Raw genomic sequence first — 14443 nt, forward strand, 5'->3', positions numbered from 1 at the left:
CGTATATTAGGTCCAAAGGACCGGCCTTATCTTAGCGAAGCCCAACGGGCTGGAAACCCGGCCAAATACCCCCCCCGCTTCGGCCCGCGATTTTAAACAACTCGAGGCAGCCAATCCGAAGCGGAATCAACCAGCGCTATCTGTGCATTCCCACCACCTTCTTCCTGACAATATTTAGGATGGAGAGATGCCCTCGATAGGTACAAAAAAAAGGCGCTGCCCGCCGGGCAGCGCCTGAGTGATAAATCTTTAATTGCCTGTGTAATTGATCTCCCGCCAGTTTCTGGCAATCCACCCCCGCGCGGGGCCGCTGGTTGCCAGAGCTTCATCAAAATGGAAACTAAAGTGCCCATTGAACGTCGCGCTCTTTACTATGATGGAGCCCATGACATCGTTGGGGTCTTTACCGCCACCGTTACCGGTCAGGTCTGCATACGGGGCATAAATGGTTCCCACAAAAGCGGCATTGCCGCTCATGGAAATGCTGGTGCAGGTGGCCAGGCCGTAAAGTTGACAATTTACCGCATAACCGTTCGCATTCATGCCGCCTTGACCGGTAAGGTTGCAAGGTACTGGACTGCCACTGTTGTCACCTACATAGATTTGCACACTGGCACCTGGGGCAATATAGAGACCATCCTGTCCTGAAAAGCTAATCCCTGCTTTAGCCCACAGGATTGTGTTCGGAGCGGTTACAACAACCGTTCCGCTCAGGGGTTGATTGAGTTGGTAGATTTGATCGGCGCTCGATAAACTATATGTATAGTTTGTTCCTAGATAACTGCCTGTTTTTGGTGTAGGAGGCGACCCAGTCGTTGGGACGGGTACGGGCGGGAAGGAGACGTTCATGTCATACGACCATGAGTTTGATTGAAAGCCGGTACCGCCTTTGTTGATATAGTCAAGGCTTCCAACCGCGCCACCATTTCCGAGAGACGCCGTGGTGTTAGTGCTGCCTGGGCCGGTATGCAGTGTGCCATAGATATCGGCCTTGCCTAAATCGGCGGCATTTGCCAACGATGAGTCGGTCGCCACGTCTCCATGATCGCTCCGTTTGTTGGGGTTATAAACCAAGTTCGTCCCCCAGGTGGCATTCGTCACCCAAGAGCTGAAAGCAATGTTCGTGGAGTTGTAGCTATCCACCAGGATACCCCCGTTCATAGTGATGTCGTTACTGGTGGATAGGGACCTGGTGAAAATAATATCAAGTTTGGTATCGACCTGAACCACCCGCGTAATTTTACCCGCTGACTGGCCACCACTCGACAGACCGGCTGCGGCCACAAAAGGTTGCAACGGGAATGACAGCCCCACAAATTGGTTCGAGCCAAATATCCATGGAGTTGATGCAAAAGGCACAAAACCGGTGGCAGTGATCACCGGGTTTCCGCCAGTGATGTTGATTGCCACGTCATAACTGTACACGCCATAACCGTTGGTATAAATATCGCGATGGATGGACGTGATGTTGCTTGCCCACGGACTCCAGTTGTCGGAGGTAATCCCTGCCGTCCAGATCCACTTATCACCTTTGGGACTCGGATAGCATCTATTCATCAGAGACATCCCTTCTTCAATACCAGCTTCACTCACGGCAACGGAGGCGTTCCAAGCCTGCGATCTCGCCACGGAGGCAGTTTGGTACTGAACCAATGTTAGGTAACTTCCCAACATGATTGCAGTAATGGCCACAACTGTCAGGGCGATAATGATCATACTGCCTCGATATGAGTTGTGTGAGGAGCGTATTATTTTCATACTTATACGGGTTTTGTTAATTACGAAGGACAACCTTTGCAGTCTGGATACTCTCTGAATCGGTGATGCTCATGTAGTTGGTTTTCTTGCAAACCCAGTCCATGATAATCACCTTGGTGTCATCAGCGCTTGATGCGGGGTTAAAAAGCATTGTGGTGTTGGGGAGGGGGGTTCTTTGAAAATAACTAAAATGAAAATACGAGCACCCCTTTAGAAGGACAGTGGTTGTCCCATTAGTACCAATGTATTCTAAGGTGTTGTTATTAGATCTAAAAGTCACCGTGTAGAAATGGTTTGCGGCATCAGGCAGTGTTTGCAAATCCACGCTTGTAGGACTGATGCTTGTGGCCTTGGCGACCTCACGGACGACACCTGTGACTTTATCCAACGCATTTCTACTTTGGCGGTCCAACTCGGCGTAATTCGCCGTTGCATCAAGTGTGCGATTGCTGAAAATATAGGTGCTTGCAACTGCGGCCATGATAACCGCCCCGAGTCCGACTGAGATCATCATTTCCACCAACGTCCAACCATTGCGGTTCTTCGCAATGGACTCTTTTGAGTGTCTGTTTAAATTCATTTTGGACGCTGGTTAATTGCCGTAAATAACGTAGTTTTGTAAACCCTTTTCACTGTAAACTGTCACCATGCTGCGAGAGTGGTCAACCCCTCCTGAAGACCAACCGACCGTGACTGTCACGAGCCGGCAGTTCGTAGTATATGAGGTGGCGAATGGAAAATTAGTTACTGTGATAGTGCCAGTATAAATAATTCCGTTTCCCTGGCTGTTGGTCGATTGGATGTTATTGGTTTCGAAAAAGTAGTTCGCGAAAGAGGTGTTGAGATAGCTGGGATCCGTCAATTGACCCCAGGTATAAAGCCGAAGACCTTCCAATTTATCCGTTATAATCTGGGTTGCGCGCAGATTTTCACGAGACATTTGAGTCACGCTCAGTCCCATGGTCAATCCAGCAAACAAGGAGGTAAATAAAACCAGCATGATCGCCATCCCCACCATTACCTCAATAAAGGTGAAGGCTGATCGGCTCGAGCGCGCTTTGTTGATCGGTTTAATCAAATTCATATTCTACGTGGGCCAATGCCTGTTATAACTTTCATTTGTGCTGAAACCGGCCCGGCAGTGAGACAGCAAGTCCTTTGCCAATCAGAACCAGATGGACTGTTGGGATGGAGATTTTTTTATCGAAGCATGATTACACGTGAACTGCCTTCAAACGTGGACACTTTGTCCATTATTAAGACAGAGCTGAAACAGGGGCTGCTTGATAGTCTTGAACTTTGGTTCCGCTTCCTCTACATGATATGTCCCATATGAATCAGACTGAGCCCAAGCTGTCCAAAATTCCATTCATCATCGGAGACGCTATTCTGGTTGGTCTCGCCTATATTATCTACCATCAGAGCACCCGTCCCATGACGGGTTGGCAGATGCTCTTCTTTGTTCTTTGCGGCGCCTTGGGCGCCTGGATCGCGGTGCTTCCCTTTCTGCTCGAATATCGCGCTGCGCTGAAATTGAGCGAAACCAACACACTCACCTCTGCGGTGTCACAGATCCAAAATGTAGAACAGTTGGCCGCTCAGATTGGTGCCGCCACTGCCCAATGGCAAAACGTCCAGGAACACTCGGCAAAAACGGTCAGCACCGCTGATGAAGTCGCTCAACGAATCGCCGCTGAAGCACAAGGTTTTACTGAATTCCTGCAAAAGGCCAACGATGGCGAAAAGGCGCATCTGCGCCTGGAAGTGGAAAAACTCAAGCGTGCTGAAAGCGAGTGGCTGCAAATAATCATCCGCATGCTGGACCACACGTATGCCCTGCATCAAGCCGCGATTCGTTCCGCTCAATCTGGTTTGATCGAGCAACTCGGCAATTTTCAGAATGCCTGTCGCGACGTTGCCCGGCGCACCGGCTTGGCTCCGTTCATCCCCAATGCCGGCGATCCCTTCGATCCTCAATTCCATCAATTGGCCGATACCAATGCGCAGCCTCAGCCTGACGCGAAAGTGGGCGAAGTCGTTGCCACCGGTTACAGCTTCCAGGGACAATTACTCCGTGCTGCCTTGGTTACGCTGCAAACCGAGATCCTCGAGAGAGTGGAGGAGTTCGTGGAGGCAGCCCCTGAAATCGCCGTGGAGGAGATGACGCAAGGAGGAGATCCTGCACCCATGCAAGTGAACGGCCAGTCCGTCCCTCCCAACCTCGAAGAACAGACGTTGCTCTGAGGGGATTAGCCTGAAGTCAAACTTCAGTCTGCGACAGTTTGTTGGATCGTCCGGTTTTGACCGCAACCGAACGTTTCAAGGCCAGAAAATACAGCTGCGTCTCAGTGACCGGACGATGATAAATGCGAGCAAGAGCCTGCGCATAAAGCTGTAGCTGCGGTTCGTAGATCTTAACTTTTTCCGCCAGTTCTGCGCTGGTGATTCGGTCGGTTTTGAAATCCACCAGCCAGATTTGGTCTGGCAACAATACCGTGAGATCAGCCACGCCTTGCACCACGACAAATTCTTCGTCAAACAGTTCCGGATCCTTGGGCGTGTTGCCTGCCACTTCTTCCGGGGAAAAGCGCACCGTGAAAGCCAACTCACGGCGAACGTGCCTGGATTGCCTTTGAATTCTCAACCCCAGCTCCGATTTCCAAAATGCCGCCAGTGCGGGAAAATCCAGCGAACCGGCTTCTTCCACAGTGAGGAGTTGCTCCGCTTCCAGTCGCTTCGCCTCCCGTCTCAATTCTTCCACACTGCCAACCCGCTCCAGAGAAACCATTTGTAGAAATGAATGATGCGTCGTGCCAACTTCAGCGGCTGAAAGACGTTCGGAATTGTTATTCCCATTTTTGCGCTGCTGCGCCTTAGTTTGGGGATTGGCGCTCTTCAACTCAAATAAAGGCCGGGCTTCCGTCTCAATGTCCTCAGCCATTCGACGTCGCAACGCGGAAACAGAAGTCTTGGCAGGTTCATGTGTCGCCGCACTATGAGGATAAATCCATGAGAGTTTTTGCTGTAGCTTCTTCCAGGAAGCAGCATCCATCGGAACGCTGGTTTGCTCCATCTTTTCTGCCTCGCTGGCTGCCGACGGGGATGTCTCAATCAAATGCGTGTCGTCCTCATACACCTTCCAGCAGAACAGGGAATTTCTTCCCTGATTTTCCTTCAAAACTGTGCCTGTGATTTTTGTGCACCAACCGGCCAGCCAATCCAAAAAGTTTCGCGCCGCCAGCAGCGTGGCCGCAGTCAACTCGGATGTTTCCAGCCAGCGTTTGTTGAAAACCGGCTCCGAAATGCTGCCGGTTAAAATCAAAGTATCCCGCGCACGCGTCAACGCAACGTAAAGCAGGCGCATCTCTTCGCCGAGCATCTCCTGCTTCTGCCGTTGGCGTGCCAGCCAGTAGGGCAGGCTGGGATAACGCTGCCCGGTGTGCGGCGGTTTTACCTGGGGACAAAGACCAAACTTGTCATCCAGCATGATTTCAGCCCGCAGATCCATCATGTTGAACGGCTTGCCGAGATCCGCCACCACCACGACCGGAAATTCCAAACCTTTGCTTTGATGCACGCTCATCAGGCTGACCGCATCTTCCTCAGCCACGGCCGCAACCTCCGGTTCGGTTTCAGCCGCTTGTTGCGCATCGATAAAACGGAGGAAGCGAAATAATCCCTGGCGTTGGAATCGATCAAATTGCTGTGCCAAACCCAACAATCGTTGAACATTCGCGTGGCGTTGCTCCCCCCGATGCTGCGTCAACAACCACGCGGCATAATGTGTTTCGCTCAGCACCGCTTCCAGGCACCGTGACAGCGAAACCTGTCTCGCCAATCGACGCCACGATGCAAAGTTCTTGAGAAACCGATCAGCTTTTTTCCAGCCAGCATGCTCTTCATCTGATTCATGGAACCGGCGCAATGCCATCCAAATCGGTCCCTTCGTCAGCTTCAGCCTGATCGTTGCCAATTCATCGAGGGACATGCCGACCAATGGCGAATGCAACACTGCCAGCGTGGGAACGTCCTGCAGCGGATTGTCCAATAGTTGCAATAAGCTCAACAGGTCGGTGACTTCCATGCTCTCGTAAAAGCCGCCGCGTGCCACCAGCAGGGGAATGCCCAATCGGCTGAATTCCTTCGCATAACTCTCAGCTTTGCGAGCTGGCGAACGTAGTAAAACCGCCATGTCACTCCAGGTCACCGGTCGCATCGCTTTGGTATGTTCATCCCACGCCAGGTGCTTCTCGGCCTTTAAGGCGAGCAACCGTTTGCCAATCAACCGTGCTTCTTTTTCCGCCTCTTCGAGATTCATCATCTCAGTCCAAGCCCGCGAACCTTCGCCTTCACCTTCGGGCATGTCCTTCGCCTCCAGGCTGCCTTTGAGCCGCAGATGCAACTCAACCCTCGGTGCATCTTCCTTCGCACAACTGAGGTCCACCCGATTTTCGGCATTTCCAAAGCGCAATCTCGCTTCATCGTCGTAGGGCACGCTGCCAATGTCGCGGCGCATCAATCCCTCAAACAGCGAATTGATGAAATTCAAAATGGCTTCCCGGCTCCGAAAATTATCCACCAACGGAATCGCTTTTCCATCCGCGCCTCGCCAGGTCTCGATATAATTTTGGAAAATATGCGGGTCAGCCAGGCGGAAACGATAAATGCTCTGCTTCACGTCGCCCACCAGGAAGCGGTTCGACTCCTCGCCCTCACGGCTCAAGGCTTTGAGAATGGCATCCTGCGCATCGTTGATGTCCTGGTATTCGTCCACGAAAACGAACCGCAATTTCTTGCGCCACTGTCGCGCCACTGCGGTCGCTTGTTTCGTGTTACGATCCCACAGCAATTGCAACGAGTGCTGCTCCAAATCATGAAAATCAACCACTCCCAACTCCCGCTTGGCCAGGCTGAACGCGGCACTAAACTGTTCTGCCAATCCCAACAGGCTCGTCATTTGCCCGCGAATCCAATCCCAATCCTCCGCCAGCGGGTCGACCTCTTTTGTCTTTCTCGCCAGGGATCTGAGGAAAGTGGCCTCCTCCAAAAAATCCTCCAATGGCTTGCGCCAATCGGTTTTTTTACCTCGTGGCCACTCCAGATCGGCTGCCCAAATGTTTTCCAACGCTTCCGCGCCTTGCTCCAACGAGGGATTCTCCAGCAGGCTCGCCAACGCCCTGCAACATTCGGTGGCCTTCAAGTTGTCGGACTTTTCACTCTGCAACGCCGGTAACCATCGGTTGCGCCAATCCGTAATGCCTTCGATAAGCCATGTGCGCCATTGTGCCGGCTCGGGCGAGGCGAACATCTCGAGTTGCGATTTTAACCAGTCTGCCGGATCACGAAGCGTTTGCGTGTAATGATGCAGCCGCAGGACCAGCGTTCGGATCGGTTGATCCCACCCGCGACCTTGAACCTGGATTAACTGTTGCACTGCCTCAGCCCCTTCCGCGTCACCCGCATAATGGGACTGTAACAAATTTTCCAACGTCTCATCCGCCAGCAACCGCGCCTCCTCCTCGGGCAGCACCGTCAATTGCGGGTCCAGTTCCAGTTCATAAAAATGCTGCCGCACCAATTGCAGACAAAAGCTATGCAGTGTGCCGATGTGCGCTGTATCGAAAATGGTCAACTGCTCCGTCCAACGCAAGTCGTCCGTATGTTTCGCCAATTCCTGCTCCAGCCGGGCCCGGATACGTTGACGCATTTCCGCCGCCGCCGCATCCGTAAACGTAACCATGAGAATTTCATCCAGCGAAGTCGGCGGCTTTTCCTCCACCAGGCAATGCAGGCAACGCTCCACCAGCGTGCGGGTCTTCCCGGTCCCGGCTCCGGCGACGACGAGCACGTTTCCGCGCGCAATAATGGCTTCCTGTTGTGCAGGGGTAAAACTCATGGACGCAATTTGAAATGGAAATAACAGGTAAGAGCCCGCATTTCTGAATCAATTTAAGTTTTTAGTATAAGCTGCCAATGGCGAAATGGCGAGTTGCAAAATCCTGCAGGCAGGAAGCTTTCTCGGTTTTACTCCGCCCTCATGCCTCCTCAGCTTTCCGCAACACCCTAAACTGATGCACCCATGGATCGACGCGGCAGATGGAATTATAATCGCAACCCTCGCAAGCCGTCATGGTTCCCTTCCGATACGGATCCAACTTGGCCACTCCTGAGTAAATTGCCTGCCCCATTGAGGTTAAGGAAGTTTCAACCCCGTTCAGCAACATCGCAAAAGCCTGAGTCTCCATCGCTTCCTTTGAATTGCCATGAATCTTCCCATCCTTGGTCAGGCGAAAATTGAACTGGTCGCCTTCCTTCACACCCGGGCGCTGATCCAGCCTGGACAACACGCCCGCATCGAACCGGCCTGAGTGGCGGTAGGCGAGTTTGCGCGCGGATTCACTGGCTGCCAATGCCAGATCACGGTTTTGTTCCCGATCGTATCGGCCACGCAGATTTACGTAAAACACGCCTGAGGGAATCAATCGTTGCACGCCGAAGATGGGACGCGGATCAGGCCAATGGCGGAGAACATTCAGGTACGCTGCCAATTGAAGTTGGAGTCCATGCTCCATCAGCAACGGATCGAGCTGCTTTTGGCTCGACTTGTAATCCACCACCACGCAAAGCGCTTCCTCGGCATCCTCCGACTCGCGGCAGATATCGATGCGATCAATGCGTCCGTGCAACAGGAGTTTATGGTCTTTGCCGAGTTCAAGCTCCCATGCTGGGAACAAATCCTCTCCGAAAGGCAGTTCCACCGCCTTGGGATCAAACGCATATTGCTGCCCCATCCAACCCACCAGCGTCTCGACAAAATCCTGCAACGATTCGGTAAGCACGCGCGCAGTGAAGCGCGTTTCTTCACTGACTTGCAACAAACCATCGCGATAACTCACCATCATGGTCAGGGCAATGGACTTGATGCGTTCCCGCGCTTCCTGTGGGCTGATGTCACGCCACCGTTTATTTTCTGTCTTCAACTGCTCATGAAAACTCGCGAGCACTTCATGTTGAAAATTGCCTTGATCCCGTATATCCAACTCAAACTTCTTTCGCTCCTCGGCACGCAGGCCGGAGTGGACGAAAAACTTGAACGGACAGGCGGCGAATTGTTCCATCCGGCTCACGGATGTGCGCAAGGCCGGGCCGTAAAGCCGTTCCGCCAGCTCTGGTGAAAGCGATTCTTCAGTTGGCGTGGTTGAAAAATGTTTCAATCGCTCGCGCAACGCCGCCAGCGCCGGAAACTTGTTCAACGCCGATACACCCTGGACCTTTGATATCGGGCTTTGGACCTGATTGCGCAGCAACGGCACAATTAGTTCATTCGCATGTTCGCTTTTGCGCCAGTCCAAACTCTTTGGAAAAGTTTCGGTTTCAAGCGAAGGGAAAAGTTGCTTGAGTTGTGAGAGGAAAGGAGATGGATTCAGCGGTTTTCCTGCGGCATCAAAGATCGCGGAGGTCAGGACCACGCGTTGACGGGCGCGCGTGCAGGCAACGTACCCGTAATAACGTTCGTGGCCAATTTGTTGGCGCGTGCTCGCGCCCAGTTCAACGTCCTTCTTTTTAAGCTCCTCGCGATCCGCGTCCGTCAGCAGAACAGATTGTTCCGGCGGCGCTGGAAATACTCCTTCATTCATCCCCAGAACCAAAGCCAGGCGGATATCCGGATTACGCGAGCGGTCGATGGCGCCGATAAGCACCTGGTCCAGCGCTGGCGGAATCACACCCACGTTCAGGTTGGCCAGGCCCGCTTCGAGAATGGGCAGCCACTCACGCAACGGCAACGTTTCAGTCGGAAACGCCAGTTCCACGTTTTCCAGCCAGGCATTCATCTGTTCCCACACGGTGAGGTGAATGGGCGGTGCGAGTTGCGAATCCGAGCCGGCGATTTCAGCATCGCTCCATTCCTGCAAGGTTTCGTCCACTTTCAGTGACTGCCAGAAATCACGCAACGCTGCGGCCAGATGCCTGCCCGATGGCCGGTTGCTTTGCTGCCCCATATTTACTGCCAGATTCTTGAAAGGCGGGACAATTTTGCGACGCAGGTTTTCGGCCCACTCGGTCAGCTCGGGATTGTCATGGATCAAGATGGGATGCTGCCACGTGGAACCCTTCCAACCCCGTGCCAGCGCTTCATTTTCCAAACGATCAATCTCGGTATCCTCCGCGGGAACCAATCCGGTTTTTAACGCGGCGAACCAATCATCACGCGACCATGAAAAAGCCACGGTGCGAAGTGCATTGCGGGTCAGTTCCGCCAGCGGATGATGCGAGACGGCTTCGCGGCGATCCAGGAAGTAGGGGATATCGTAGCGTTTGAAAGTATTGGCCAGGGCTTCGTGATAATTATCGAGCTTGCGCACCAAAATCGTCACTTCCCGAAACCGTCCGCCTGATCGCACGAAGCGCAAAACTTCCCGCGCAGCCAGCGTGGCTTCAGCCTCGGGATTCGTACACGTAATCACCCGCAACGATTCGCGCAGGGAATACGGTCGCGCAGCAGTGGCGGCATCCACGAACGGCTTGGGCTCGGCCCAATGTTGTTCCAGGTGGTGCAGCGGCGAATTGTTCAGGAACCGGCTCCGGTTCATGTGCCGCGCCAGGAGCTCCTTGCTTAGCTCGACGTTCGGCAAGCCTGCGAAGCGTTTCTGACAACGGTCATAGGTTCGGCGCGGCACAGACCAGTTGGAGAGCCAGGAAATGCGCTCGGTCGGCACCTGATCCAGGCAAAAGGTCAAGGTAGCTTGTGGAACGTGCGGGATGATTTGGGCCAGCAGGTCAAGTTCCTGCGGAGATAAATCAGTGAAGCCATCCACCCACATTTCACCGAAGTTGAGTGGGGCGTGAGGTTCTCTTAGCACCTCGGTCGCGAAGGTAAGGAGATTGTCGCCATCCTGAAGGTGATGGGCCTGCAGCCAGTCCAAATAATCGCGCAGCATGGTCCCCAGGTCATGCAGCTTGTAACTGAGACCTTCCACCGCGTGAACTTGCTCGGCCAATTCGTGGAGTGATTCAGGCGTAAGCTGATGGTGTTGCAGTTCGCGCAATACCCGGCTTAAATGCTGGGCAAACCCGGCGAGGCGCGCGCTGGCACGGAAGAGTTTCAATTCATCGCGTTTGCGGGCGAGCAGGCTCCGCAGCACCATCAGCCGTCCCTCCTCATCCAGCATCTGCGGAGGAGGTTTTTGCAGTGAGTTGAAAACAAAAAATGCGAGCCGCTCGAACGACAGAATCTGCAAACGTGTGTACCCGGCCACGGAAGGGTAGGCGAGCAACTGCCGCTCAAGCTGATAGGTGGTTTGCTTGGGCGCGATGAGCAGCAAAGGCGGGCCGTCCGGTTCGACCGCCAGAACCTTGCGAATCTCCGTCAGGCAGCGGAAGGTCTTTCCGCTCCCCGCAGGTCCAAGGATAAAGCGCGTTTGCACGCCCTATTTTTAACCGCAAATCCTCAAAGACGCAAAGGGTTGGAGATAAAAAGAAAGCTCCATTCCCAGCCATCTTTTGCTACGGGAGACTTACGCTCTCCCCCGGTTTGGGCTGTATCACCTTTATTTTGGGATGCCGCGCGACAATTTGCTGCGCAAACCACTGGCGGGAAACCTCATCACCATGACCCAGCAGGACAGTGTGTGGCGAAACCCTGCTGACAAAGTCGAGCAAATCCTCGCGATTGGCATGGGCTGTTAAATCGAAATCTTCCAGTTCGCACTTGCGGGTGACTTCGCCAGCTGAGCCACTGAATACAAAAGTTTCACCAGGCTTGGCTGCTTTGAGCCGCCCGCCCGGTGTGTCACCATCTGCGTAGCCAACGAAGAAAATGGCTTGGCGCTCGTCGCCAATCATCCGTGCGGCCAGGTCGTGAGCCGCGGTATTTTCACTCATCATCCCCGCAGTCATGACAAATATGCGCCCTCCGGAGAGCTTCATGTTTTGCGCCTGACCTTTCTCCAGAACCACCAAATTCAGGGCTTCGCGCAATTGCAGATTGCTAAGCTGCCGGTGCGTGCGGTGAGCTTCCAAATCATAAATTTCCGTGAACACCCGGCCCAGACCGCCAATATAAATCGGCTGTTGCCTGATACGACCCGAGCGGGTCATCAAGGCCAGCATCGCCAGGATTTCCTGTGTGCGACCCAGTGCGAAGGTAGGGATCAGGATGCAACCCTTGCGCTTTTGCACCCGTTCAATCGCCTGGCAGAGGCGTTCCAACTCCGCTGCACGGGTAAAGTCCTTTTGGACTTCGCGATTGCCCCGGGTGGTCTCCATGACGAGGACGTCAGCTTTGACATCTTCAAAACGTGCGCCCTTCAAGATTGTTTGATCCTGGAAACAAACATCACCAGTATAGAAAACAGTTTGTTTACCTCCACGCACCATGACTCCGGCGGAACCAAGCGCATGGCCCGCGTCGTAAAACTCCAGGGTTGGCGAGGGCAATCCGGCCCGCGTTTTGTGAAAGGCGGCCCAGTCAACTTCCCGGTTGTACTTGAAGCCTTGGAAAACCGGTGCGATGTCATCCACCTGGTCGTGGGTGTAAAGCGGATATTCCTTGATCCCCATCTCGTCCCGCTGGCGGGTCATGACGTTCACTGAATTGTGGAGCACCCTTTCAACCAGAAAGTAGCTTAACTCCGTCATGAGCACGTGTGCCTTGGGAAAATACCGCAACGCCACCGGTAATGAGCCGACATGGTCATGGTGGCAGTGGGTGATGGCAATGGCATCCACCTCCTCCTTATCCACCAGGTTGTACAATGGAAGACTCGCGCGGCCTTCCCGTTTCGGATGCACGCCGGCATCCATCAAAAGTCGATGTCCTTCCAGTTCCAAAAACCATGCGCTGGCGCCGATGTCACTGTCCGGGTTTAAATTTACAATCCTCATAAAAAGCTGTGCAGTTTAGACCTGAGAGAAGAGAAGTCGATGCAAATAAGCATTCGCAGACCTGCCTCATACCTCTGGGGGCTAAAAGGCCACACGGCCCCCAAGGAGCCGTGTGGACAAAAGAACTTCAAAATGAACCAACACGTAACAATTAACTCCATGTTGGTATAAATCTCAATACACTTACTTCTGAGCTGGAGGGGCGCCGAAGCCACCGCCGTTACCCATCCGTTTCGTCATTTCAGCCTGCATGAGCTGCTGCGCGGAGCTGTACTTGGTCATTCCGGTGGGAACTTCGAATTTGTTGGCGTCTGGCTTGCCCAGCTTGATGTCTTTGTAGTGCATCAGGACCACGTTGCTATCCTCATTCATCTGCATCTGCACCGGAAAATCCTTTAGATCGGTCGCATTCCAAACCGTGGCTTCCTGTTTCTGCCCCTTGTCATCCGTCATGACAACCTTGTTCTTCTGCGTGGGATGACCATCAATGGTCTCCTTGCCGAGTGCGGTCTTCTCAATTTTGTAATTCTTGGTGGCATCAATGACATCATCCTTGTCCATCGGTTGTTCGGCATACGCCTTCAAGCTGGGATAGATGATGTAGGTCATTTTCTTTTCGGGAAGCATGATCGTGCTCATTTGATCCATTCCCATCTGCTTCATCATCGCCATGGCATTGGCTGGCATGTCGGTGCTCTTGATTTGGGTCATGTCGATGTCTGTGCGCATCTTATCACCGGCCAGTGCGAAATTGATCGGCATAGTGGTGCTGGTTTTGCCCGCCTTGCTGATACTGATTTCGGCTTTGGATGTGAAATTGTTGTTGTCCCCGAAAAGCTTCATCATCGCCATGTTCATCGACTTAGATGGACTGTGACCCATCTGTGCGTAGGTGGTGGTGGATGCCAGGGCTAATGTGGCGACCAGAGCCGGCAACAGAGCCAGCTTGTTCGTAAAGGTTATATATTTCATGTTTTAATTTCCGTGGAACATAGACTCTGGCGCTTTCAACGCCAACTAAATTTGGTGGTCCGGACCGGCAAAATATACCTCTTTCGATCCATGGACAAATGCTTTCATGTGGCTCCCTGGCCTGTAAATCTTCGAATCATCGCCCTGACAATTCGCTCAAAACAGCATGACTCGGTCGGATTTTGCTGCCGCGTAAAGTTTGGCGGGGCAAGCCTGGCCCTCAACGCCGGTCACCTCACATACCAGCATGGAACGCCGAAGTCTCCAACAAATCAGTGTGTTGATGCACTTGGAGCCAGTAATCCGCTGCCTTTTTGAAAACGTCGTTTAAATTGTCGGTGTCGCTCGGCTTGACCAGATAGGAATTGGCGCCCAGTGTGGCTGCGTGCGCGATGTCCCTGGAATGTCCCGAAGTGGTCAGCATGATAACCACCAGTTTCTTTAATTGAGGATCATTTCTGATCTCCGCCAAAACCTCCAATCCGCTCTTTCCCGGCATTTTAATGTCCATGAAAGTCAGGCACGGCAGCGGATATTGAATACGGTCAGCATAGCGATTGAGCCCTTTCAAATACGCAAGCGCCTCGTCGCCACAGTCGATGACCTGTATCGGGTTGCTGATTCCTGCCCGCGTCAGCGCACGCCGGATGAAGAAAATGTCATCTTCACTGTCGTCAACGATGAGAATGGTTCCTCGGTTCATGCTGTTATGTAGTAACTCCTAGAGAACCACAGGCTTTTCGACTCTTAAATGGGGTTCTAACCCTATTGGCAAAGATTTTCCGACGTTTACCCTACGTCCCCTGTGTGAACTTGAGAAGGATTATTG

Annotated in this window: 9 protein-coding genes; 1 reads left to right on the plus strand and 8 read right to left on the minus strand. The window is 53.1% G+C overall.

Features of this window, described 5'->3' with window-relative positions:
- Positions 1-249: 249 nt before the first annotated feature.
- The 3 genes from CFLAV_RS09515 to CFLAV_RS09525 are packed head-to-tail and all read right to left on the minus strand — an operon-like array spanning position 250 to position 2842.
- Positions 250-1758 (minus strand): DUF7305 domain-containing protein, encoded by a 1509-nt coding sequence (locus CFLAV_RS09515; RefSeq protein ID WP_150107341.1) that lies wholly within the window; start codon positions 1756-1758, stop codon positions 250-252.
- 16 nt (positions 1759-1774) lie between these two features.
- Positions 1775-2338 carry a PilW family protein gene (locus CFLAV_RS09520; RefSeq protein ID WP_007414487.1) on the minus strand — a complete coding sequence of 188 codons (564 nt, stop codon included), beginning with the start codon at positions 2336-2338 and terminating at the stop codon, positions 1775-1777.
- Between the two features lie 12 nt (positions 2339-2350).
- Positions 2351-2842, minus strand: a complete 492-nt coding sequence (locus tag CFLAV_RS09525; protein WP_007414488.1) for a PulJ/GspJ family protein — start codon at positions 2840-2842, stop codon at positions 2351-2353.
- A gap of 248 nt (positions 2843-3090) precedes the next feature.
- Here CFLAV_RS09525 and grpE point away from each other — a divergent pair, with 248 nt between their 5' ends.
- Positions 3091-4002, plus strand: coding sequence for a nucleotide exchange factor GrpE (gene grpE / locus CFLAV_RS09535; RefSeq protein ID WP_007414490.1), 912 nt, complete (start codon positions 3091-3093; stop codon positions 4000-4002).
- Between the two features lie 16 nt (positions 4003-4018).
- On the opposite strand, the gene addA is transcribed toward grpE, so the two are convergent.
- The 5 genes from addA to CFLAV_RS09560 form a co-directional block, all read right to left on the minus strand.
- Positions 4019-7654, minus strand: a complete 3636-nt coding sequence (gene addA / locus CFLAV_RS09540; protein ID WP_007414491.1) for a helicase-exonuclease AddAB subunit AddA — start codon at positions 7652-7654, stop codon at positions 4019-4021.
- 139 nt (positions 7655-7793) lie between these two features.
- Complete coding sequence (locus CFLAV_RS09545) at positions 7794-11183, minus strand: PD-(D/E)XK nuclease family protein (RefSeq protein WP_007414492.1); 3390 nt, start codon at positions 11181-11183, stop codon at positions 7794-7796.
- Positions 11184-11262: 79 nt separating this feature from the next.
- The gene (locus CFLAV_RS09550) at positions 11263-12642 is read right to left on the minus strand and encodes an MBL fold metallo-hydrolase (protein ID WP_007414493.1); all 1380 of its coding nucleotides are present in this window, start codon (positions 12640-12642) and stop codon (positions 11263-11265) included.
- Between the two features lie 183 nt (positions 12643-12825).
- Entirely contained in the window at positions 12826-13614 is a 789-nt protein-coding gene (locus CFLAV_RS09555; protein ID WP_007414494.1) for a DUF4412 domain-containing protein, read from the minus strand.
- A 235-nt stretch (positions 13615-13849) separates the two neighbouring features.
- Positions 13850-14317 carry a response regulator gene (locus CFLAV_RS09560; RefSeq protein ID WP_007414495.1) on the minus strand — a complete coding sequence of 156 codons (468 nt, stop codon included), beginning with the start codon at positions 14315-14317 and terminating at the stop codon, positions 13850-13852.
- Positions 14318-14443 lie beyond the last annotated feature (126 nt).

Origin of the sequence: Pedosphaera parvula Ellin514 (assembly GCF_000172555.1) — a bacterium.
Lineage (GTDB): Bacteria > Verrucomicrobiota > Verrucomicrobiia > Limisphaerales > Pedosphaeraceae > Pedosphaera.